The 21,610-nt window shown below is 66.2% G+C and carries 20 protein-coding genes; 15 read left to right on the forward strand and 5 right to left on the reverse strand.

Annotated elements, in window-relative coordinates; genetic code table 11:
• Nucleotides 1-24: 24 nt before the first annotated feature.
• The 5 genes from ligD to Q6A47_RS21590 are packed head-to-tail and all read left to right on the forward strand — an operon-like array spanning nucleotide 25 to nucleotide 5,560.
• Nucleotides 25-2,502, forward strand: a complete 2,478-nt coding sequence (gene ligD / locus Q6A47_RS21570; protein ID WP_304485330.1) for a DNA ligase D — start codon at nucleotides 25-27, stop codon at nucleotides 2,500-2,502.
• Nucleotides 2,499-3,542: an acyl-CoA dehydrogenase family protein gene (locus Q6A47_RS21575; protein WP_304485331.1), complete on the forward strand. Its 1,044-nt coding sequence runs from the start codon at nucleotides 2,499-2,501 to the stop codon at nucleotides 3,540-3,542. Before ligD ends, Q6A47_RS21575 begins: the two co-directional genes overlap by 4 nt.
• Nucleotides 3,539-4,294, forward strand: a complete 756-nt coding sequence (locus Q6A47_RS21580; protein ID WP_304485332.1) for a PIG-L deacetylase family protein — start codon at nucleotides 3,539-3,541, stop codon at nucleotides 4,292-4,294. Before Q6A47_RS21575 ends, Q6A47_RS21580 begins: the two co-directional genes overlap by 4 nt.
• A 13-nt stretch (nucleotides 4,295-4,307) precedes the next feature.
• Nucleotides 4,308-4,907, forward strand: coding sequence for a class I SAM-dependent methyltransferase (locus tag Q6A47_RS21585; protein WP_039577365.1), 600 nt, complete (start codon nucleotides 4,308-4,310; stop codon nucleotides 4,905-4,907).
• Nucleotides 4,904-5,560, forward strand: coding sequence for a glycosyltransferase family 2 protein (locus tag Q6A47_RS21590; RefSeq protein WP_304485333.1), 657 nt, complete (start codon nucleotides 4,904-4,906; stop codon nucleotides 5,558-5,560). Before Q6A47_RS21585 ends, Q6A47_RS21590 begins: the two co-directional genes overlap by 4 nt.
• A gap of 56 nt (nucleotides 5,561-5,616) precedes the next feature.
• Here the strand turns inward: Q6A47_RS21590 and Q6A47_RS21595 are convergent, their stop codons facing one another.
• Both Q6A47_RS21595 and Q6A47_RS21600 read right to left on the reverse strand, forming a co-directional pair.
• Nucleotides 5,617-5,844: a hypothetical protein gene (locus Q6A47_RS21595; RefSeq protein ID WP_304485334.1), complete on the reverse strand. Its 228-nt coding sequence runs from the start codon at nucleotides 5,842-5,844 to the stop codon at nucleotides 5,617-5,619.
• The gene (locus Q6A47_RS21600) at nucleotides 5,841-6,806 is read right to left on the reverse strand and encodes a polyprenyl synthetase family protein (RefSeq protein WP_080754725.1); all 966 of its coding nucleotides are present in this window, start codon (nucleotides 6,804-6,806) and stop codon (nucleotides 5,841-5,843) included. Before Q6A47_RS21600 ends, Q6A47_RS21595 begins: the two co-directional genes overlap by 4 nt.
• Before the next feature lie 177 nt (nucleotides 6,807-6,983).
• On the opposite strand from Q6A47_RS21600, the gene fni reads away from it, so the two are divergent.
• From fni to Q6A47_RS21625, 5 genes are read left to right on the forward strand one after another with little or no spacing between them, the layout of a single operon-like run.
• Nucleotides 6,984-8,033, forward strand: coding sequence for a type 2 isopentenyl-diphosphate Delta-isomerase (fni, locus tag Q6A47_RS21605; protein WP_304485335.1), 1,050 nt, complete (start codon nucleotides 6,984-6,986; stop codon nucleotides 8,031-8,033).
• Nucleotides 8,030-9,316, forward strand: a complete 1,287-nt coding sequence (locus Q6A47_RS21610) for a glycosyltransferase (protein ID WP_304485336.1) — start codon at nucleotides 8,030-8,032, stop codon at nucleotides 9,314-9,316. The genes fni and Q6A47_RS21610 overlap by 4 nt, the downstream gene beginning before the upstream one ends.
• Nucleotides 9,301-10,467 (forward strand): lycopene beta-cyclase CrtY, encoded by a 1,167-nt coding sequence (gene crtY / locus Q6A47_RS21615; RefSeq protein ID WP_304485337.1) that lies wholly within the window; start codon nucleotides 9,301-9,303, stop codon nucleotides 10,465-10,467. Before Q6A47_RS21610 ends, crtY begins: the two co-directional genes overlap by 16 nt.
• The gene (locus tag Q6A47_RS21620) at nucleotides 10,464-11,954 is read left to right on the forward strand and encodes a phytoene desaturase (protein WP_039577344.1); all 1,491 of its coding nucleotides are present in this window, start codon (nucleotides 10,464-10,466) and stop codon (nucleotides 11,952-11,954) included. The genes crtY and Q6A47_RS21620 overlap by 4 nt, the downstream gene beginning before the upstream one ends.
• Entirely contained in the window at nucleotides 11,951-12,937 is a 987-nt protein-coding gene (locus tag Q6A47_RS21625; protein ID WP_304485338.1) for a phytoene/squalene synthase family protein, read from the forward strand. The genes Q6A47_RS21620 and Q6A47_RS21625 overlap by 4 nt, the downstream gene beginning before the upstream one ends.
• Here the strand turns inward: Q6A47_RS21625 and Q6A47_RS21630 are convergent.
• On the reverse strand, nucleotides 12,819-13,355 hold the full coding sequence (locus Q6A47_RS21630; protein WP_039577343.1) for a sterol desaturase family protein: 537 nt from the start codon (nucleotides 13,353-13,355) through the stop codon (nucleotides 12,819-12,821). The genes Q6A47_RS21625 and Q6A47_RS21630 overlap by 119 nt on opposite strands.
• Nucleotides 13,356-13,497: 142 nt before the next feature.
• Between Q6A47_RS21630 and Q6A47_RS21635 the strand changes: the two genes are divergently transcribed.
• Nucleotides 13,498-13,659, forward strand: coding sequence for a hypothetical protein (locus Q6A47_RS21635; RefSeq protein ID WP_304485339.1), 162 nt, complete (start codon nucleotides 13,498-13,500; stop codon nucleotides 13,657-13,659).
• 19 nt (nucleotides 13,660-13,678) lie between these two features.
• On the opposite strand, the gene Q6A47_RS21640 is transcribed toward Q6A47_RS21635, so the two are convergent.
• A complete protein-coding gene (locus Q6A47_RS21640; RefSeq protein ID WP_304485340.1) occupies nucleotides 13,679-14,581 on the reverse strand; it encodes a helix-turn-helix domain-containing protein in 903 nt (300 codons plus the stop codon).
• 185 nt (nucleotides 14,582-14,766) lie between these two features.
• Here Q6A47_RS21640 and Q6A47_RS21645 point away from each other — a divergent pair, with 185 nt between their 5' ends.
• From Q6A47_RS21645 to Q6A47_RS21655, 3 genes are read left to right on the forward strand one after another with little or no spacing between them, the layout of a single operon-like run.
• Nucleotides 14,767-16,125: a glutamine synthetase family protein gene (locus tag Q6A47_RS21645; RefSeq protein ID WP_304485341.1), complete on the forward strand. Its 1,359-nt coding sequence runs from the start codon at nucleotides 14,767-14,769 to the stop codon at nucleotides 16,123-16,125.
• A gap of 49 nt (nucleotides 16,126-16,174) precedes the next feature.
• On the forward strand, nucleotides 16,175-17,263 hold the full coding sequence (locus Q6A47_RS21650) for a polyamine ABC transporter substrate-binding protein (RefSeq protein ID WP_039577337.1): 1,089 nt from the start codon (nucleotides 16,175-16,177) through the stop codon (nucleotides 17,261-17,263).
• A 15-nt stretch (nucleotides 17,264-17,278) separates the two neighbouring features.
• Nucleotides 17,279-18,574: an NAD(P)/FAD-dependent oxidoreductase gene (locus tag Q6A47_RS21655; RefSeq protein WP_304485342.1), complete on the forward strand. Its 1,296-nt coding sequence runs from the start codon at nucleotides 17,279-17,281 to the stop codon at nucleotides 18,572-18,574.
• A gap of 38 nt (nucleotides 18,575-18,612) precedes the next feature.
• Here the strand turns inward: Q6A47_RS21655 and Q6A47_RS21660 are convergent, their stop codons facing one another.
• On the reverse strand, nucleotides 18,613-19,989 hold the full coding sequence (locus Q6A47_RS21660) for an L-serine ammonia-lyase (protein WP_304485343.1): 1,377 nt from the start codon (nucleotides 19,987-19,989) through the stop codon (nucleotides 18,613-18,615).
• A gap of 146 nt (nucleotides 19,990-20,135) precedes the next feature.
• Here Q6A47_RS21660 and Q6A47_RS21665 point away from each other — a divergent pair, with 146 nt between their 5' ends.
• Entirely contained in the window at nucleotides 20,136-21,071 is a 936-nt protein-coding gene (locus Q6A47_RS21665) for a LysR substrate-binding domain-containing protein (protein ID WP_116888088.1), read from the forward strand.
• Nucleotides 21,072-21,610: the final 539 nt, after the last annotated feature.

Raw genomic sequence — 21,610 nt, forward strand, 5'->3', positions numbered from 1 at the left:
TCCGCGAACGTCCCGGAGTTCGTCATGGCCAAGCCGCTGCAGGAATACCAGCGCAAGCGCGATTTCAAGGCCACGCCCGAGCCCTCTGGCAAGGGCCGTCGCCAAGCCGCAGACCATGCGCTGCAGTTCTGCATCCAGAAGCACGACGCCAGCCACCTGCATTACGACTTCCGCCTGGAGCTGGACGGTGCACTCAAGAGCTGGGCGGTGCCCAAAGGGCCGTCACTGGACCCCAGCGTGCGTCGCCTGGCCGTACACGTTGAAGATCATCCGCTGGATTACGCCGACTTCGAAGGGCACATTCCCGAGGGTCATTACGGCGCCGGCGATGTGATCGTCTGGGATCGGGGCGTGTGGCAGCCTGAAGGTGATCCGCAGGCGGCCTATGCCAAGGGCAAGCTGCGCTTTCGCCTGCAAGGGGAGAAGCTCGGTGGAACGTGGAATCTTTTTCGCACGCGCCTGGAAGGCAAGAAAGAACAGTGGATGCTGGTCAAGTCCGAGGACGATCACGCCCGTAGCGAGGACGACTACAGCATCGTCGAGGACCAACCCGACAGCGTCGTCAGCGATCGCACCCTGGCGCCGCGCACGCGCAAGACCGCAAAGTCCACACCCGCTCGGGCGAAGAAAGCCAGCCTGCCCCAGACACTGCAACCACAACTGGCCACGCTGGTGGACGCCCCGCCTGCGGGCGACTGGCGCTATGAAGTGAAATTCGACGGCTACCGCATTCTTGCGCGAATCGACGGCCAGGATGTGCGCCTGTTGACCCGCAACGGCCATGACTGGAGCGCGCGCATGCCGCGGCTGGTGGACGCCCTGCGTGCGCTGTCCGTGGACAGCGCCTGGCTCGACGGTGAGGTGGTGGTCAACGGCGATGACGACGTCGCGGATTTCCAGGCGCTGCAAAACGCCTTCGACCGCGATGACGACCACGCCATTCGTTATTACCTGTTCGACCTGCCCTTCCTGGGCGGCAAGGACTTGCGCCCGGTGCCGCTGTCGCAGCGCCGAGACGCGCTGCAACAGCTCCTGGCGAACGATGCATCCGATGTGCTGCATTACTCCGGCGACTTCGATCAACCGCTCGACTCGCTGCTCGACAGCGCCTGTCGTCTGGGGCTCGAAGGCCTGATCGGCAAACGTGCCGACAGCCCCTACAGCGGCCAGCGCAGCCGCGACTGGATCAAGCTCAAATGCACGCGGCGCCAGGAGTTCGTCATCGTCGGCTACACCGACCCCAAGGGCAGCCGCACGGCCTTCGGTGCCCTGCTGCTGGCCCTGCACGACGCCGACAGCGGCGAGTTGCGCTACGCCGGTCGAGTCGGCACCGGGTTCAGCGCCGCCACCCTGAAAACCCTCCATGCCCAGCTCAAGCCCTTGCACAGCGCCAAGCCTGCACTAGCGAAGCCGCCCAGCGGTACCCAGGCCCACGGCGTGCACTGGCTCAAACCACGGTTGCTGGCTGAGGTCGCCTACGCCCAGATGACTCGCGATGGTATCGTGCGCCACGCGGTGTTCCACGGGCTGCGCGACGACAAGCCAGCCACTGCCATCGACCTGGAACAACCCATGCCCAAGCCCGCCGCAAAGCGCCGCAAGGCCGAGCCTGAAGCCCTCGGCGATCTGCACCTGACTCACCCGGACCGCGTCATCGATGCAACCACCGGCGTGACCAAGCGTCAGGTTCTGGAGTACTACGCTCAGGTGTCCGAATGGCTGCTGCCACAACTCAAGGATCGCCCCGTAGCCTTGGTGCGCGCACCTGAAGGACTGAGCGGGGAGCTGTTCTTCCAGAAACATGCCGGGCAACTGCACCTGCCTCACGTGCGCACGTTCGACAAAGCCCAGGCGGGACAGGCTGCCATGGTGCTGAACCGGGTCGACAGCGTGCTGGGCGCCGTGCAGATGAACACCCTGGAATTTCATACCTGGAACGCCACGACCCGGGACTTCGACAAGCCCGACCGCCTGGTGCTCGACCTGGACCCGGATCCGGCGTTGCCCTGGAAAGCCATGGTCGAAGCCACCCAATTGACCCTCACCTTGCTCGAAGAGTTGGGCCTGAAGGTGTTCCTCAAGACCAGCGGCGGCAAAGGCATGCACCTGGTGGTGCCGCTCACCCGACGCGCATCCTGGGAGCAGGTGAAGGCGTTCAGTCATGCCCTGGTGCAACACATGGCGGACGTGTTCCCTGATCGCTTTTCGGCCGTGTCCGGCCCGAAGAATCGGGTGGGTCGGATCTTCATCGACTATCTGCGCAATGCCCAGGGCGCAACCACCGTCAGTGCCTATTCCTTGCGCGCGCGCGATGGACTGCCTGTGTCGGTGCCGATCTGGCCCGAGGAACTGGCGCAGCTCAAAGGCGCTGACCAGTGGACCCTCGTCAACCTGCACGAACGCCTGGCCGACCTCGACGACCCTTGGGCGCAGATGAGCACGACCCGCCAATCGATCACCGCGCGCATGCGCAAGCAACTGGGAATGGACGCCACCGCATGAACAGTGATCCAACCATCGACTCAACACGCTTGGCGTCTGTGCTGCGCGCCTTCGGCGAGCGCAGCCAGGCCCTGCATCTGGACCCTGGATTGGCCACGCTGATGCAGGCAATGCAGGCCGAGGCACTCGATGAGCTGCCCCTGCCCGGCCAAGGCCAGACCTTGCAACGCTGGCAAGTGCTGGCACGCATCGGCGGTTGTGACCTGGCGCTGGCCAAGCTGTACGAGGGCCATACCGATGCCTTGGCGATTCTGGCCGAGTGCGGTGTCGCCCACTTGGCCGGCGATGGCCTCTGGGGCGTGTGGGCAGCGGAGCCGCCCGACGCAAGGGCCCGAATCGTCGCCCGGGACGGCGAGCAGGTCCGACTGCAAGGCGCCAAGGCCTGGTGTTCCGGGGCCTTGCAGATCGACCGGGGGCTGATCACTGCCTGGACTGCAGACGAGAAGCCGCAACTGGTGGCCATCGACCTGCCGCATCCTAGCCAGCGCGTGAGTACCGACCCTTGGCAGGCCCAAGGCATGGCGGCCACCGCCAGCGTGACCCTCAACTTCGACGACTCCCCTGGCATTGCTGTCGGCGCGCCGGGACAGTACCTGTCGCGCCCCGGCTTCTGGCAAGGCGGTGCGGGCATCGCCGCCTGCTGGTACGGGGCCGCCGCAGCGATCGCCGATTACCTGCGCGAACATTGCCGCACGCCCCGTGCCGATGCCCATGCCCACGCGCATCTGGGCGCGGTGGACAGCGCCTTGCTCGGGGCACGTACCGCGCTGCGCGAGTGCGCGGCGTGGATCGATGCCCACCCTGTGGCCGATGCCAGTTACCCAGTGCGTCGCACGCGGGCTCAGGTCGAGCAGGCGGCCGAGCAGGTTCTGCACCATGTCGGGCGCGCACTGGGCGCCACGCCGTTCTGCCGCGACAGTCACTTCGCCCGGCTCAACGTCGATCTACCCGTGTACCTGCGCCAGAGCCACGCCGAGCGCGACCTGGCAGCCCTTGGACAACAGCTGGCGCAGCGCCCAGCAGGAGACTGGCAGCTATGAGCGAGAACCTTATCCAGGCCAGCGCTGGCACGCCCTGGAGCGAATGGCAGAAGTCCGCCCACCTGGCCTGCGCCGCCTGGATCACCCCCGAACAGCTGTGTCCGCCTGGGCGTCGCCTGGTCCTGGTGGCGCCGCATCCGGACGATGAGATCCTCATGGCGGGCGGTCTGCTCAGCCATTTCCAGGGGCGTGAGCAGGACCTGATCCTGATCTCCGCCACCGACGGCGAAGGTAGCCATCCTGGCTCCGAGCACTGGAGCGAGCGACGCTTGCGCCACCAGCGTCCGCTGGAAAGTCAGCATGCCCTGCAGCAGCTCGATCTGCAGTTGCGCGAGCTGGACTGGCGGCGCCTGAACCTCAAGGACGGCGCCCTGCCCCGCGACGAGCCGTTCCTGGTCAATCACCTGAGCCAACTGCTGCAGCCGGGCGACCTGCTGATGTGTCCTTGGCGCCTGGACGGCCACTGCGACCATGACGCCGTGGGCCGCGCCTGCGCCCAGGCGGCCCAGGCGCGCGGTGCGGAGCTGGCCGAGGTGCCGGTCTGGGCCTGGCACTGGGCGCAGGCCGATGACCCGCGCCTGCCATGGCAACGCGCACGGCGGATCCAGTTGAGCGACGCCAGCCTGGCGCGCAAGCGTCAAGCCATCGCTGCCCACGTCAGCCAGTTGCAGGCCGATGACGACCGTCCGCCGGTGCTGTCCGCCAAGCTGCTGGAATGCCTGCTGCAACCCTTTGAACTGGTGTTTCTCTGAAGAAGGATCTGCCATGAGCCTCGATGCCGAGTATTTCGCCGACCTGTACGCCCGCAACGAAGACCCGTGGGCCTTTCGCACCCGCTGGTACGAGAAGCGCAAGCGCGACCTGGTGATGGCCAGCCTGCCGCGCCAGTGCTACGAACGGATCTTCGAACCGGCTTGCGCCAACGGTGAACTCAGCGCGCTGCTGGCCGAGCGCTGCGCCGGGCTGCTGTGCCAGGACCTCGATCAAACGGCGGTCGAGCTGACCCGCGCGCGCCTGGCCGATGCGCCCCATGCCAGCGCTGAACAGGCGCGCCTGCCGGGAGACTGGCCGGGCGGCAGCTTTGACCTCATCGTGCTCAGCGAAGTGGGCTACTACCTCGATGCACGCGCCTGGCGGCAGGTCATCGAGCAGTCGGTGGCCAGCCTGAGCTATGACGGCGGGCTGCTTGCCTGCCACTGGCTTCATCCCATCGCCGGCTGCCCGCAGGATGGCCGCGAAGTGCACGCGCGGCTGGCCGAGTACCTGCCGCTGTACCGCGTGTTCCGCCACGAGGAAGCGGACTTCCTGCTCGAGTACTGGTCGTGCCAACCCAGCGTGGTCGACCTGGACGAGACTTGCCTATGATCGCCGTCATCATTCCCGCGCATAATGAGGCCCGACGCCTGGGCCGCTGTCTGAAAGCGGTGAAAGCCGCCGCACTCGCGGCGCAGACGGCGGGTCACGAGGTGCAGATCCTGGTGGTGCTGGATCGCTGCAGCGACACCAGCGGGCGCATCGCCGAGCGCCACGGCGTCGACACCTTGAGCCTGGACGCGGGCAACGTGGGCTGCGCCCGGCGTGCCGGCGCCGAGGCCATGCTCGAGCGCGGCGCCCACTGGCTGGCCTGCACCGATGCCGACAGCCGCGTGCCCGCGCATTGGCTGATGTGGCAACTGCAATGCGAGGCCGAGGCCGTCTGCGGCACGGTGCACGTGGACCGCTGGGAGCCTTGGCAGGACGCTGCGCTGCGCCGCCTGTACCGCAGCCGCTACGAAGCTCGCGAAGGACACCGACACATTCATGGGGCCAATCTCGGCATCTGTGCCCAGGCCTATCGGCGGGCGGGCGGTTTCCAGCCGTTGCCGGCCCATGAGGACGTGCAGTTGGTGCGCGCGCTGGAAGCCAATGGCGCGCAGATCGCCTGGACCGCACGCAACAGCGTGGCCACCAGCAGTCGTCGGGACAGCCGGGCACGGGAGGGATTTGGGGATTATCTGGCGCAGTTGGCGGGGTCGTGAGTCGATACCGCCAGAAAGAGAGGCTGGGGCCTGGCGATCAGGCCCGCAAGGTAGGCTCAGGGACGCAGCTTCGGCTCCACGTCGCGCAAACGGTCATTGATCTCGCGCGTGTCGTTTTCCAGTTCCTTGACCTCAGTCGGCGTGATGACCTTGTCCACGGTTTCGGTGGCAGGGTTAGGACGCTCCAAGGCAGGACCCTCGTTGCGCTCGCCCTTCTGCAGGCGATCCGAAGACACGGCATCGGGCACTTTATCCTGCGGCTGTTGGGGATCATGGGATTTCATTGCATACCTCCGCGATTCACTGACTGATGTTCAGCAGAACCCGCTGCGCTTGGAAGGTTCGATCGGGTATCGCTGAACGACGCCTGCAACAGCGAGGCGATACGCCCGCCCCCTAGGCCGGCCTGGACCAGGCACTGGTTGGCCGCGGCCAGGTGCGCATCGAGGCGCTGGCGGGTGCCCTTTTCGCCGCACAGGGCAAATAGCGTCGACTTGCCTTGATCCTTCAGGCAGTCCTTGCCGGTGTCGCTGTCGCCATCCTTCAGGTCGTCCAGCAACTGGAACGCCTGCCCGAGTTCCTCGGCGAAGGCATGCAGCGCGCGGCTGACGTCAAGCGAGGCATTGGCCATGCGGCAGGCCATCTCGACGATGGCACCGAACAGCACACCGGTCTTGAGCTGGTTGGTCTCGGCGATCTGCTCGGCGGTGCGCGGCGTCGCGCCATCGCGCAGGTCCTGCAACTGACCTTTGACCAGGCCCTGCACGCCGATGGTTTCCGAGAGCGTCGCCACCAGGGCGTTGCGCACGCGTGGACTGAGGGTTTCCAGCGCCGACAGCAGGCCGAAGGCGCGCGAAAGCAAGGCAATCGCCGCAAGGATCGCCACGTCTTCGCCAAAAGCCCGATGCAGGGTCGGCCGTCCGCGACGCAACGCGGCGTCGTCCATGCACGGCAGGTCGTCCAGCACCAACGAGGCCGCATGCACCATTTCGATGGCGCACCCGGCCTGCAAGGCGGCCTGCGGACAAGCGCCGAGGTCTTCGACCAGCAGCGCCAGCAGCAGCGGACGCAGACGTTTGCCCGGCGCCAGCGTGCAGTGGCGCATGCCTTCGGCCAACAGGTCGCGCTCGTGGCCGACCGCAGGCAACAGTTGCTCAAGGCGCGTTTCGAGGGCCCCACGCAAGTGGGCGAGGTGCTCGGCAAAATCGGTGTCGGTCAGCGCCGCCGCGCAGGTGATGGTCGTCATTCCGGCCTCTGGATGCAGGCGGCACACAGGCCGCGGTGAAAAGGAACGACTGGCAGGTGCCGTTGCCTGATGCTGTGCAGTTTTTTCAGCTTAGCTATACACAGCCCTCTATGTTGTATAGCTCGCTTCAGCACAGACCTCACCTGTGCGCAGATGATTCCATGCTAGGGAGCCGGCATGAACGAAAACATGCTCAGTCAACGCAAGAACGATCACTTGGACATCGTCCTGGCCTCTGCTGCCGGAAACCCGGGCGATGATGGCGCCGGTTGGTCGGCGCTGCGCTTCGAACACTGTGCCCTGCCGGAGCTGGACCTGGACGCCATCGACCTGAGTACCCACCTGTTGGGCAAGGCGTTGCGCGCACCGCTGCTGATCAGTTCCATGACCGGCGGCGCCGACCGCGCCGAGGCCATCAACCGGCACCTGGCAGAAGCCGCCCAGGCGCTGGGCATCGCCATGGGCGTCGGCTCCCAGCGCGTGGGCCTGCGCAGCGGCAATGACCAGGGCCTGACGGCTGAATTGCGGCGCCTGGCGCCGGACATCCTGCTGCTGGCCAACCTCGGTGCGGCGCAATTGCGCGAAGTCGATGGCCTGGAACTGGCGCAGCGGGCGGTGGATAGCGTGCAGGCCGACGCCCTGATCGTGCACCTGAACCCCTTGCAGGAAGCGGTGCAGGCCGAAGGCGACCGCGACTGGCGTGGCGTGCTGGGGCGCATCGAAGCGCTGGCCAAGGCGCTGCCGGTGCCGCTGATCGCCAAGGAAGTGGGCAGCGGCATCTCGCCGACGGTGGCGCGCCAACTGGTCGAAGCGGGCGTCAGTGTCATCGACGTGGCGGGTGTCGGCGGCACCCGTTGGGCCGCAGTGGAGGCTGCGCGTGCCGCCAGCCCGGCCGACCGCGCCGTCGCGCTGGCCTTCGCCGACTGGGGTATACCCACCGCCCAGGCGGTGCTGAGCGTGCGTCGGGCGTTGCCCGGCGTGGGACTGATCGCCTCCGGGGGTGTTCGCGACGGCATCGATGCGGCCAAGGCCATTCGTCTCGGCGCCGACCTGGTCGGCCAGGCCGCAGGGGTGCTGGAGGCGGCCACCCGCTCCAGTGAAGCGGTGGTCGAGCACTTCCACGTGCTGATCCGCCAGTTGCGCATCGCCTGCTTCTGCACCGGCTCGGCCGACCTGGCGCAGTTGCGCCGAGCACGGCTGCTGACTCAGGCGCCGCTGCCGATATGAGCCACTTCGCCGTCGTTGCGCCGACCTACCCCAGCCACTTCAGCGCCTTGCAGGCACTGGGTCTGGCGTTGGTCGAACGCGGCCATCAGGTCACCTTCATGCAGCAGCACGGCGTCGCCGGTTGGCTCGATGACCCAGGCATCGGCTTCGTCGGCTTAGGCCCGCAGGCGCGTGGCGAGGCGGATGTCGCCCAGGCTCTGCGCCTGGCCGGACGCACAGGCAATCCCTGGCACCTGTACCGGCTGATTCGGCAGATGGCCGACAACAGCGCGTTGCTGTGCGAGCACCTGCCGGACGCCTTGCGCAAACATCAGGTCGACGCGTTGATCTGCGACCAGATGGCCCCTGCGGGTGCACTGATCGCCGAGGCGCTGCATCTGCCGAGCGTGTCGGTGGCCTGCGCGTTGCCGGTGAATCGCGAAGCGGGAATACCCTTGCCGGTCGTCCCCTTCGCAGCGGGTACGGATGCCCGCGCGCTGCGCCTGCAAGCCGGCAGCGAGCGCGTGCATGACGGGCTGATGACACCGCTGTCGAAGGTATTGATGCGCGCTTGCCGGCACCATGGGCTGGCGCCCAGAGGCCAATTGCATGCCTTTCTCTCGCCATTGCTGCAACTGAGTCAAATGCCCGCTGGCTTGGACTTCCCACGCCAGCACTGGCCCGCCCATGCACATGCCCTCGGACCGCTGCGCCGCACCACGCGCGAGGCGCCCGGCACCTGGCCGATCAGCGCCGAACGGCCGCTGGTGTTCGCCAGCCTCGGCACCCTGCAAGGGCATCGCTTCGACCTGTTCGAGCGCATCGCCAGCGCCTGTCAGCACCTCGAGGTCCAACTGCTGCTCGCCCATTGCGGCGGACTCGATGCCCAGCAGCAGGCTCGTTTGCAGGCCCGCGGCGCAACCTTCGTCACCGATTTCGCCCCTCAGCAGTGGGCGGTGCGGCGCGCCGATGTGGTGATCAGCCACGGCGGCCTGAACACTGTGCTCGACGCTGCCGTGGCCGGCACCCCGCAACTGGTGCTGCCGATCGCCTTCGACCAACCGGGCGTGGCCGCGAGGGTCGAGCATCATCGTTTCGGCCTGCGTCTGCCGCACCGGGCCAGCCGTGCGCGGATCGCCCAAGCCTTGAATGAACTGCTCCAGGCGCCAGCGGGCCGCTTCAGGTCGCTGGCCGAGGACTCAGCAGCCTTGGACGGCGCACAACGCGGGGCACAGTTGATCGAACAGGCGCTGGCCAGCGGCCGCGCGGTCCTGAACGAGGAGGCAACGTGCGCTTCGATCTGATTCTCGCCGGCGGCGGCTTGGCCAACGGTTTGATCGCCTGGCGCCTGCGCACGCTGCGCCCGGAACTCAACATCCTGTGTCTGGAACAGGCCCAACGCCTGGGCGGCAATCACACCTGGTCATTCCATGACGCCGACCTCAGCGCCGCGCAGCAACGCTGGATCGAGCCGCTGGTGGTCAAGCGCTGGCCGGCCTATCAGGTGCACTTCCCGGCCTTCTCGCGCAACTTGCCCTGTGGCTACGCCAGCCTCGACAGCGAGCGCTTCGCCGAGGTGCTGACCCCAGCGCTGGGCCTGAGCCTGCGCACCGGCTGTGCGGTGGCCAGCGTGGCCGCTGATCACGTGCTGCTGGACGATGGCAGGCGACTGGAGGCGCGTGTGATGATCGATGGCCGTGGCGCTCGACCCAGTGCGCACCGGGTGCTCGGGTATCAGGCTTTCGTCGGTCAACTGCTGCGCCTGGACCGCCCGCATGGCCTGCAGATCCCCGTGTTGATGGACGCACGGGTCACCCAGGGTCAGGGCTACCGGTTCGTCTACCTGCTGCCGTTCAGCGACGACACCGTGCTGGTGGAGGACACCCACTACGTCGATGACGCCGCGCCGTCCGCCGACACCCTGCGCCAGCACATCGCCGAGTACGTGCACCAGCAAGGCTGGTCGGTGGCGGCCTGCCTGCGCGAGGAACAGGGCGTGCTGCCGATCACCCTCGCCGAGGACCTGCCTGGCGCCTGGCGCGAGGCCGGCGGCCTGCCCTGCTCCGGCCTGCGCGCCGGACTGTTCCACAGCACCACTGGCTACTCGCTGCCGGACGCCGTGCGCCTGGCCGACTGGCTGGCGACCCAGCCGCTGGATGACAGCGCCCAACTGGCGACGGCGCTGGGTCAGTACGTGCACCGTCACGGCCAGCGCCAGGGCTTCTACCGACTGCTCAACCGCATGCTGTTTCTCGCCGGCCGCCCGCAGGATCGCTGGGGCGTGCTGCAGCGTTTCCATCGCCTCCCGGCACCGTTGATCGCACGTTTCTACGCCGGTCACAGCACCTGGCGCGATCAACTGCGTATCCTCACCGGCAAGCCACCCGTTCCCGTCGCCGCAGCTATCAAGGCGGCGCTTCGCTCTTCACCCAGGCATTTCAAGGACAATCGATGACCCCAGGCAAATCGGCAGTGGTAATTGGCGCAGGCATCGGCGGGCTGGCCCTGGCGATTCGCCTGCAAAGCGCCGGCGTGCGCACCACGCTGCTGGAGCGACGCGACAAGCCAGGTGGACGGGCTTACGTCTACCACGACCAAGGGTTCACCTTCGACGCCGGGCCCACCGTGATCACCGATCCGGGCGCCCTGGAAGCGCTGTTCACCGGCGCCGGACGGCAGATGGCCGACTACGTCGACATGCTGCCGGTCAGCCCGTTCTACCGATTGTGCTGGGAAGACGGCACCTCTTTGGATTATGGCAACGACCAGGACGACCTGGAGCGGCGTATCCATGCCCTGGAGCCGGCCGACGTGGACGGCTATCGACGCTTTCTCGCCTATTCCCGGCAGGTGCTCGACGCGGGCTACATCAAGCTTGGCGCGGTGCCGTTCCTGTCGTTTCGCGATATGCTCCAGGCCGGTCCGCAGTTGGCCCGCCTGCAGGCGTGGCGCAGCGTGTACAGCAAGGTGGCGCAGTACATTCGCCACCCCAAGCTGCGCCAGGCGTTTTCCTTCCACGCGCTGCTGGTGGGTGGCAACCCGTTCGCGACCTCGTCGATCTACAGCCTGATCCACGCCCTGGAACGTGAATGGGGCGTGTGGTTTCCCCGCGGCGGCACGGGCGCGCTGGTGCAAGGCATGGCCCGGCTGTTCGAGGACCTGGGCGGCACCTTGGCCCTCAATGCCGAGGTCGCGACGTTACAGACCCAGGGTGACCGGCTCACCGGCGTCACCACCCGTGACGGCCGCCAGTTCCAGGCCGACTGTGTGGCCTCCAATGCCGACGTGGTGCACACCTACAAGGATCTGCTGGCCGGTCACCCACGTGGCCAACAGCATGGCCGCCAATTGGCCGGCAAGCGCTTCAGCAATTCGCTGTTCGTCATCCACTTCGGCCTCAAGCGCGCGCAACCACAGTTGCGTCACCACACCGTGTGCTTCGGTCCGCGCTACCGCGAGCTGATCCAGGAAATCTTCAACGGCGACACCTTGGCCGACGACTTCTCGTTGTACCTGCACGCGCCCTGCGCCACCGACCCGAGCCTGGCGCCGCCCGGCTGCTCGGCGCACTACGTGCTGGCGCCGGTGCCGCATCTGGGCAATGCCGACATCGATTGGCAGGTGCAAGGCCCGCGCTACCGCGATCGCATCCTCGACTATCTCGAACGGCACTACATCCCCGGCCTGCGCGAGGATTTGGTGACCTGTCGCATCTTCACCCCCGAAGACTTCCGCGACACCTTGGGCGCTCACCTGGGTTCGGCCTTCTCGCTGGAGCCGGTGCTCACCCAAAGCGCGTGGTTCCGTCCGCACAACCGCGATGCGCAGTTGAGCAACCTGTACCTGGTGGGCGCCGGCACGCACCCCGGTGCGGGCGTGCCCGGTGTGGTGGCGTCGGCCAAGGCGACGGCGCAGTTGATGCTCGAGGACCTGCAGCGATGAGTCATGACGAGCTGCTGGCCCACGCCGAGCGCAGCATCGCCGTCGGTTCGAAGAGCTTCGCCACGGCCTCGCGCCTGTTCGACCCGCACACCCGGCGCAGTGCCGTGCTGCTGTATGCCTGGTGTCGGCATTGCGACGACGTCATCGACGGCCAGGAAGCCGGCCATGGCGCGGTGGTGATCGCGGTCGAGGAAGCCCAGCGGCGCCTGGCAGAGCTGCGCCGCCAGACCGATGTCGCCTTGTCGGCCGGTGAATTGCACGACCCAGCCTTCGCCGCCTTGCGGGACGTGGCGCGGCGCCATGGCTTCGACCCGCACGAGCCCTTCGACCTGCTCGAAGGTTTCGATCAGGACGTGCGCGGCCAGCGCTACCGCAGCCTCGACGACCTGCTCGGCTACTGCTATCACGTGGCCGGGGTGGTGGGCCTGATGATGGCCCGGGTGATGGGCGTGCGCGAGGCTGCTGTCCTCGATCGCGCCTGCGACCTGGGCCTGGCCATGCAACTGACCAACATCGCCCGCGATATCGTCGAGGACGCCGGGGTGCAGCGCTGTTACCTGCCCGAAGATTGGTTGCAGGCCCGGGGCATCGTCCCAGGTCAGGTCGCCGCGTCCGAGCAGCGCGAGGCGTTGGCGTGTATCGCCGGTGACTTGATCGCGGCAGCCGAACCTTACTACGCCAGCGCCGAAGCCGGGCTCGCCGCCCTGCCCTGGCGCTCGGCCTGGGCCGTGGCCACGGCGGCGCGGGTCTACCGCGGCATCGGCTTGAAGGTACGCGCCCGTGGCCGCCACGCCTGGGACGTGCGCTGCTCGACCGGCAAGGCGGAAAAACTGCTGGCGGTGGCCTCAGGCCTGTGGCTGGCGCTCAGCGCTCGCTGGCGGCGCGATCGACCACGCGATCCGGGGCTGTGGCAGCGTCCGCGGCGGGACGCTTCAACGGCCCGCCCTGACGCGCCCGCAGTTGCTCGCGCAGCCGCGCGATAGGCGGGGCATAGAGAAAGCCGAACGACACGCAGCCCTCGCGGCCTTTGACGGCGTGATGCATCAAGTGAGCCTGATACAGGCGCTTGGCGTAGCCACGCCGCGGGACGATACGCAGCGGCCAGCGGTGGTGCACCAGGCCGTCATGGGCGACGAAATACAGTACGCCATAGGCGGTCATGCCCGCGCCGATCCACTGCAACGGATACCACCCGCCTGTGCCCAGGGCGATCAGCACGATGGCCAGCACGGCGAACACGACCGCGTACAGGTCGTTCTTCTCGAACCAGCCCGTGCGCGGCTCGTGGTGCGAGCGGTGCCAGCCCCAACCGAAGCCATGCATCACATGCTTGTGGGCGAAGTACGCCACGCCTTCCATGGCGGCCAGAGTGACCAGGAAGGTCAGCAGGCTGGTGAACATCGTCGAGCTCTCCGGGTGGGTGATGGACGCAGCTTGGAGTATGGACCGGCGCGAGGCGTTCCGTGCGCACCTGGGTCAATTGGAATGAACGTCGCGCCGCGAGCATGGCCCTAACCGATGACACCCACCCAGGAGGTGCACCATGGCAACGCTCCATCAACCGACCCCCGAGCACCCGCTCGACCCTTACGTCGATCCGATTCCGCACAATCCCGGAGATGAAGTACCCGTGCCGGAGACCGAGCCGCAGGCGCCAGAATGGCCGGACGGCCAGGTGCCGCCTGGAGAGCAATCGGACGGTTGATCGGGACGCTGTGACGGGCTCAGCGCCGCCGGCGTAGCGTCTGGCTCGGCAGTTCCTTGAACAACTGGCGATAACTTTCGGAAAACCGCCCCAGGTGCCAGAAGGACCAGCGCATCGCCACCTCTGCCACCGTCACGTCTCCCGCGTCCGGTCGCAGCAGGTCCCGGCGCGCGCCGTTGAGACGGCGCAAGCGCAGCCACTGCGCCGGCGGCATGCCCGTGAACGCTTTGAAAGCGTGCTGCAACTGACGCAGCGACACCCCCGCCACCTGCGCCAACCCCAGTAAATTGAGGGTTTCTTCGGGACAGTCGGCTGCCCAGTCGCCGACCCGTTGCATGATCGCCCGCGCCTGCTCGCGTTGATCCTGCGCCGGGCCCTGCAGCCGTTGGCAGGCGCTGTCGAGGATGAACAGGCAGTCTTCGAGCAGTTGCTCGGCCAGCGCCTGCCCTTGCACGGGACAGTCGGCCTGGGTGAGGCGGGTCAGCGTGGTGCTGAGCCAGCGGCCGAACAGGGCGTTCTGTCCACTGCCCAGCGGCACCATGAACAAGCCCTGCAGATGCTCGAGGTCCAGACCATGCCGGTGCAGGAAGGCCTGGTCGAACACCACGGCGACCTCACGGTAGTTCTCCGGCGTGATCCACAGGTTGCGGCTGTGTTCGTTGAGCAGGTAGAGGCTGTGCTCGACCTGGTCGAAACAGAAGGTCAGCGAGCCGGGCGGCGCGCGAAAGAACTGCTCGACGCGGGTGTTGAGCGATTCTTCGTAGACCTCCACGCCCTCGAGCGCCAGGCAGCGCAACTGGCCGCTGAAATGCCCGGGCGACATCTGCCGATAGTGCTGCTGCCATCCAGGAGTGGCGCGCACTTGCTCACCGACATCGGAGGTGCTGTAAGCCTGGACCTGCAAGGCGGGTTGCCTGTTCACGCGGCGTCCTTCTTGCACTCTTATGGTGCATTTTCTGACGAACAAAACGGATAGATCGCCCTGACGGGCTGCGCCCAAGATAGTCCCCAGCGTGCCCCGTGGGAAGGGGCTTGGCGATGGACGTTCGGCGTTCCACTGCACAGGCAAGTCCGCACCCACCACCAAAACCCAACCAAGAGGTCTGTATGAACGCCCCTTTCGATCAGCTGTCCGCCTGGCTGAAAGAACACCGCATCACCGAAGTGGAATGTGTGGTCAGCGACCTGACCGGCATCGCCCGTGGCAAGATCGCGCCGACCAACAAGTTCCTCAACGAACGCGGCATGCGCCTGCCTGAAAGTGTGCTGTTGCAGACGGTCACCGGCGACTTCGTCGACGACGACCTCTACTACGCCCTGCTCGACCCGGCCGACATCGACATGATCTGTCGCCCGGACCCTACGGCGGTGTTTCAGATTCCCTGGGCGATCGAGCCGACCGCCATCGTCATCCACGACACCTTCGATAAACACGGCAACCCCATCGAGCTGTCGCCGCGCAACGTCTTGAAGAAGGTGCTCAAACTGTACGCCGACAAGGGCTGGCAGCCGATCGTGGCGCCGGAAATGGAGTTCTACCTGACCCAGCGCTGCGAAGACCCGGACTTGCCCTTGCAGGTGCCCGTGGGACGCTCAGGCCGCGCCGAGAGCGGTCGGCAGTCGTTCTCCATCGATGCCGCCAACGAATTCGACCCGCTGTTCGAGGATGTCTACGACTGGTGCGAAATCCAGTGCCTGGACCTGGACACGCTGATCCACGAGGACGGCCCGGCGCAGATGGAAATCAACTTCCGTCACGGCGATGCGCTGGACCTGGCCGACCAGATCACCGTGTTCAAACGCACCATGCGCGAGGCTGCCCTCAAGCACAACGTCACCGCCACCTTCATGGCCAAGCCGATCACCGACGAGCCGGGCAGTGCCATGCACCTGCACCAGAGCGTGGTCGACATCGCCACCGGCAAGCCGGTGTTCGCCAACGAAGATGGCAGCATGAGCGAGCTGTTCCTGCACCACATCGGCGGGCTGCAGAAGTACATCCCCCAGGTGTTGCCGATGTTCGCGCCCAACGTCAATTCGTTCCGCCGCTTCCTGCCGGACACCTCGGCCCCGGTGAACGTCGAGTGGGGCGAGGAAAACCGCACCGCCGGCCTGCGCGTACCCACCTCCAGTCCCGAGGCGATGCGGGTGGAGAACCGCCTCCCAGGCGCTGACGCCAACCCCTACCTGGCCATCGCCGCCAGCTTGCTGTGCGGCTACCTGGGCATGGTCGAACGCATCGCCCCGAGCGCGCCGGTGCAGGGTCGCGCCTACGAGCGGCGCAACCTGCGCCTGCCGATCACCATCGAGGACGCGTTGCAGCACATGGAGGACTGCCAGGTGCTGGAACAGTACCTGGGTCGCCAGTTCGTGCAGGGCTACGTGGCGGTCAAGCGCGCCGAGCACGAAAACTTCAAGCGGGTGATCAGTTCCTGGGAGCGGGAGTTCCTGCTGCTGAGCGTTTGAGCCGGCAGATCCCGCGCTCTCCTCCATTCGAATAACAAGAGGTGTCGACATGCGTCATCTGCAAACCCTGATTCCTACCGCCTTCGCCTTGCTGTTCGGTGCGGCGGCCCAGGCCGAGCCGACGGTCAGCGTCTACAACTGGACCGACTATATCGGTGACACCACCCTGGCCGACTTCCAAGCCAGCACCGGCATCAAGGTGGTCTATGACGTGTTCGACTCCAACGAGACCCTCGAAGGCAAACTGCTGGCCGGACGCACCGGGTACGACGTGGTGGTGCCATCGAACCACTTCCTCGCCCGCCAAGCCCAGGCCGGGGCCTTCCTGCCGCTGGACCGCAGCAAGCTGCCGAACTGGAAGCACCTGGACCCGAAGCTGCTCAAGCAACTGGAGCAGAACGATCCGGGCAACCGCTATGCGGTGCCTTACCTGTGGGGCACCAATGGCATCGGCTACAACGTGGACAAGGTCAAGGCCGTGCTGGGCATCGACAAGATCGATTCCTGGGCGGTGCTGTTCGAGCCCGAGAACCTGAAGAAGCTCAAGCAGTGCGGCGTGGCGTTCATGGACTCGCCCGACGAACTCTTCCCAGCGGTCCTCAACTACCTGGGCATGAACCCGCGTAGCGAAAACCCCAAGGACTTCGCCAAGGCCGAGGCGCGCTTGCTGCAGTTGCGGCCCTACATCACCTACTTCCATTCCTCCAAGTACGTTTCGGACCTGGCCAATGGCGATGTCTGCGTGGCCTTCGGCTACTCCGGCGACGTGTTCCAGGCTGCCCACCGTGCCGAGGAAGCCCATAACGGGGTGAAGATCGCCTACAGCATTCCCAAGGAAGGCAGCAACCTGTGGTTCGACCTGCTGGCCATTCCCAAGGACGCCAGCAACCCGGAGCAGGCCCTGGCCTTCATCAACTACCTGCTCGACCCGCAGGTGATCGCCAAGGTGAGCACCACCGTCGGCTATGCCAACGCCAATCCGCAGGCCAAGGCGTTCATGGACAAGTCGCTGGTCGACAACCCCGAGATCTACCCGCCCCAGGAGGTGCTGGATCGTTTGTACGTGTCCAGCATGCAGAGTCCGCCAATCATGCGGCTCATGACCCGTTCCTGGAGCAAGATCAAGTCCAACCGCTGATTTCGAGTGTCGCCGATGCCCCCTCAAACCGAACACACTGCTTCCTACTACGCGGCCACCGCCCGGGCCAAAACCCACTACCCCACGCTCCAGGGCGATCTGCACGCGGACGTGTGCGTGGTCGGTGGCGGTCTGACCGGCGTCAACACCGCACTGGAGCTGGCCGAGCGCGGTCTCTCGGTGATCCTGCTCGAAGCCCGCCGCATCGGCTGGGGCGCCAGCGGACGCAATGGCGGGCAATTGATTCGTGGCATCGGTCACGACGTGTCGGGTTTCGCCCGGCATGTTGGCCAGGACGGTGTGCGCTATCTCAAGCAGGCAGGCTTGGACTCGGTGACGCTGGTGGCCGAGCGCATCGCCCGCTATGGCATCGAGTGCGACCTGCGCTGGGGCTTCTGCGAGCTGGCCAATACCCCAGCGCAGTTCGCCGCGTTCGACGACGAACTGCGCGACCTCGCCGACTTGGAATACGCCCACGAAACCCGCCTGATCGGCCCGCAGGATATCCACGAGATCGTCGCCAGCGACCAGTATGCGGGCGGTCTGGTGGACATGGGCTCTGGCCATCTGCATCCGCTTGACCTGGTCCAAGGCGAGGCGCGTGCGGCCAGCACCCTGGGGGTAAGGGTGTTCGAGCAGAGTCCGGTGCAGCGGATCGAGCACGGCGACACCGTCACCCTGCACTGTTCCGGGGGGACGGTGCGGGCCGGGCGTCTGGTGCTGGGGTGCAATGCGCATCTGGATGAGCTGGAACCGCGGCTCAGCGGCAAGGTGCTGCCAGCCGGCAGCTACGTGGTGGCCACCGAACCACTGTCCGAGGCACGGGCGCGCAGCCTGATCCCGCAGAATATGGCGCTGTGCGACCAGAAGGTCGGCCTGGACTACTACCGCCTCACCGCGGACCGGCGCCTGCTGTTCGGCGGCGCCTGTCACTATTCAGGCCGCGATCCGCAGGACATCGCCGCCTACATGCGTCCGAAGGTGCTCAAGGTGTTCCCGCAGTTGGCCGATGTGCGCCTGGACTTCCAATGGGGCGGCATGATCGGCATCACCGCCAACCGCTTTCCCCAAGTCGGCAGGCTGCGACAGCAGCCGAACGTCTACTACGCCCAGGGCTATTCAGGCCATGGTCTGAACGTCACCCACTGGACCGCGCGCCTGCTGGCCGAAGCCATCGCCACTGGTCACAGCACCGGCCTGGACATCTTCAGCGCCGTGCCGCACCTGACCTTCCCCGGCGGCAAGGCCCTGCGCTCACCGCTGCTGGCGTTGGGCATGTTGTGGTATCGGATGCGGGAGCGGTTGGGGTGATTCACACGAGGTTGCTCAGGCGCTGGCCATGAGTGCCCTCAACACTCGACGAACGCCACCGCCAATCCACCACGCGAGGTTTCCTTGTAGTTGGCGTGCATATCAGCCCCGGTGTCGCGCATGGTGCGGATGACCCTGTCGAGGGAGATGAAGTGCTCGCCATCGCCACGCAGCGCCATCTGCACGGCGTTGATGGCCTTCACCGCGGCGATGGCATTGCGCTCGATGCACGGCACTTGGACCAGGCCGCCGACCGGGTCGCAGGTCAGGCCGAGGTTGTGTTCCAGGGCGATCTCGGCAGCGTTTTCCAGCTGCGGTGGCGTGGCGCCGAGCACCTCGGCCAAGCCTGCGGCCGCCATCGAGCAGGCCGAGCCGACCTCACCCTGGCAGCCGACTTCCGCCCCGGAGATCGATGCGTTCTTCTTGCACAGGATGCCGACTGCAGCGGCGGCCAGCAGGAAAGTCACCACGTCGTCATCGCAGACGGTGGGGTTGAATTTCATGTAGTAGTGCAGCACCGCAGGGATGATTCCGGCAGCACCATTGGTCGGTGCAGTGACCATGCGCCCGCCCGCGGCGTTCTCTTCGTTGACCGCCAGGGCGAACAGGTTCACCCACTCCATGGCACTGAGCGTGGAGCCGATCACGTTGGGCTTGCCCAGTTCCTGCAAGCTTCGATGCAGTCGCGCAGCCCGGCGCTTGACCTTCAGGCCGCCCGGCAGGATGCCTTCGTTGCGCAGGCCGTTTTCCACGCACTCACGCATGGCCGCCCAGATGGCCAGCAGACCTGCGCGAATGTCTTCGTCACTGCGCCAGGCACGCTCATTGGCCATCATCAGCTGGCTGACGCTCAGGCCGTGGGTCTTGCACAGCGCCAGCAGTTCGGCGCCGGAGGAAAACTCATAGGGCAGCGTGACCTCGCCCTCGGCGCAGGCCGGTGCGTCGATCTCGCGCTGCTCGACGATGAATCCGCCACCGACGGAGTAGTAGGTCTCGGTCAACAGGCTGCCCGCCTCGCCCTGGGCCTCCAGGCTCATGGCATTGGGGTGGTAGGCGAGGTTCTCGTCGAGCAGGCGCATATCGCGCGGGTAGTCGAAGGGTATGGGATGCGTGCCATCGAGGATCAAGCACTGCTCCTGCAGCAATTGCTCGATACGCGGCTCGATGCTGTGCGGATCGATCCGGTCCGGCCATTGGCCCATCAACCCAAGCAAACAGGCGCGGTCGGTGGCATGACCCACGCCGGTGGCCGACAACGAGCCATACAGACGCACTTCGACCCGCGTCACCTGGGCCAGCAGACCCGCTTCGCGCAGGTGCTGAGCGAAGGTCGCAGCAGCGCGCATTGGCCCCACGGTGTGGGAGCTGGACGGGCCGATGCCGATCTTGAAGAGGTCGAAAACGCTGATAGCCATACTAATATCTAGCCGGTGCGCCCATAGTCGGCACCGCCCAGTCCTCGCGGGTAATTGGTGAGAATCGCTTGCATGAGTAATACTGACGCGCGAGTCGCAGCATGACCAACGAAACTTTCTACACAAGCCATTAGCAGGACTAAACGATGAAAGGCCAATTGAATGGTCAGGTGTTCGTCTGGCTCCACGTGTTTGCCTGCGCAGCCCGGCACTTGTCGTTCACCCGATGCGCCGAAGAGCTGCATATCACGCCCGGCGCGGTGAGCCAGCAGATGCGCCAGCTCGAGGAGCGCTTGGGGTTTGCGCTGTTCCTGCGGCGCGCCCGGGGGGTGGAGCTGACCGCTGAAGGTCAGCGACTGGCGCTGACGGTTGCCGAAGCCTATGGCAGCATCGAGGCCGAACTGTTGCGCCTGGACGCAGGCGAGATCCGTGGCACCCTGCGCTTGCGCTCGATTCCCTCATTCTTGGCCAAATGGCTCACGCCGCGCCTGCCGCGCTTCCAGCAGCGTTATCCGGACATCGAACTGCGCTTGGTGGCCGAGGACAGTAAGCAGGCGCTGAACGAAGGCGACTTCGACCTGGCCATCGACCTCAATGACGGCAGCTACCCAGGCATGCTCTCGACGCCGTTGCTGGACGAGCAGATCTTTCCAGTGTGCTCGCCAAGCCTGCTGCGCGGTCGTCCGCCGCTGCACGGTCCGGCGGACCTGGTGCACTATCCGTTGCTGCATGACATCACCGCTTGGCGGGGCAGTTCGGAATATGCGGAGTGGGAGTTCTATCTTGAGGGGATTGGGGCCGGGGGACTGGATGTGCGGCGGGGGCATACCTTCAATCGCAACCATCTCACCATCGAGGCGGCGATTGCCGGGATTGGGGTGGCGATTGCCAGGCGCACGTTGCTCAACGATGAGCTTGAGCGGGGGGCGTTGATCGTGCCGTTTGGGGTGGCCATTCCTAATCACAAGCGGTACGTGCTGTTGTATCCGCCTGGGGGGTTGACTCAGCCGGGGGCACGGGCGGTGCATGATTGGCTGGTGGAGGAGGCTCGGGTTTTTCGGGGGGGTGGGGTTTTGGGGTGATCTGGTTTTTTTGGGGGCGGTTTTGATTTGGGGGCTTATCCGTTGGCTGTGGTGAGGCTGATTCACCTTTTCGCCCTTACGGCGACCCCCTTTTTTTCTTGGAAAAAAGGGGGGCAAAAACCGCTTGCTCCCGCATACGGCCCCTGCGCTGCGCGCAGGGGTTCCCTCGCGCCGGCGTCGCTCCGGGAGGACCGCGCTTAGGGACCCTCCTGGTCCCAAGCGCTTGACGGGCATCCATGCCCGTCACCTCCCTGCGCAACGCCTCTGCTCGGCCTCCTGAGGTCGCGGTTGGCGGTGTTTGAGCTACCGCGCACTAAGATCAACGGCAACGGCAACGGCAACGGCGGTTTAATCGCGCAGCGCTCGGATAAATCTGCCCCACCGCCCTGCTTCTAAGCGCGCGTCAGTTCAGACGCCGCCCATCGCGACCTCAGGAGGCCGAGCAGAGGTGGCATGGAGGGGGTTGACGGGCATGGATGCCCGTCAAGCGCTTGGGGCCATGGATGGCCCCTAAGCGCGGTACCCCCGGAGTGCCACCG

Origin of the sequence: Pseudomonas boreofloridensis (assembly GCF_030580795.1) — a bacterium.
Taxonomy (GTDB): Bacteria; Pseudomonadota; Gammaproteobacteria; order Pseudomonadales; family Pseudomonadaceae; genus Aquipseudomonas; species Aquipseudomonas boreofloridensis.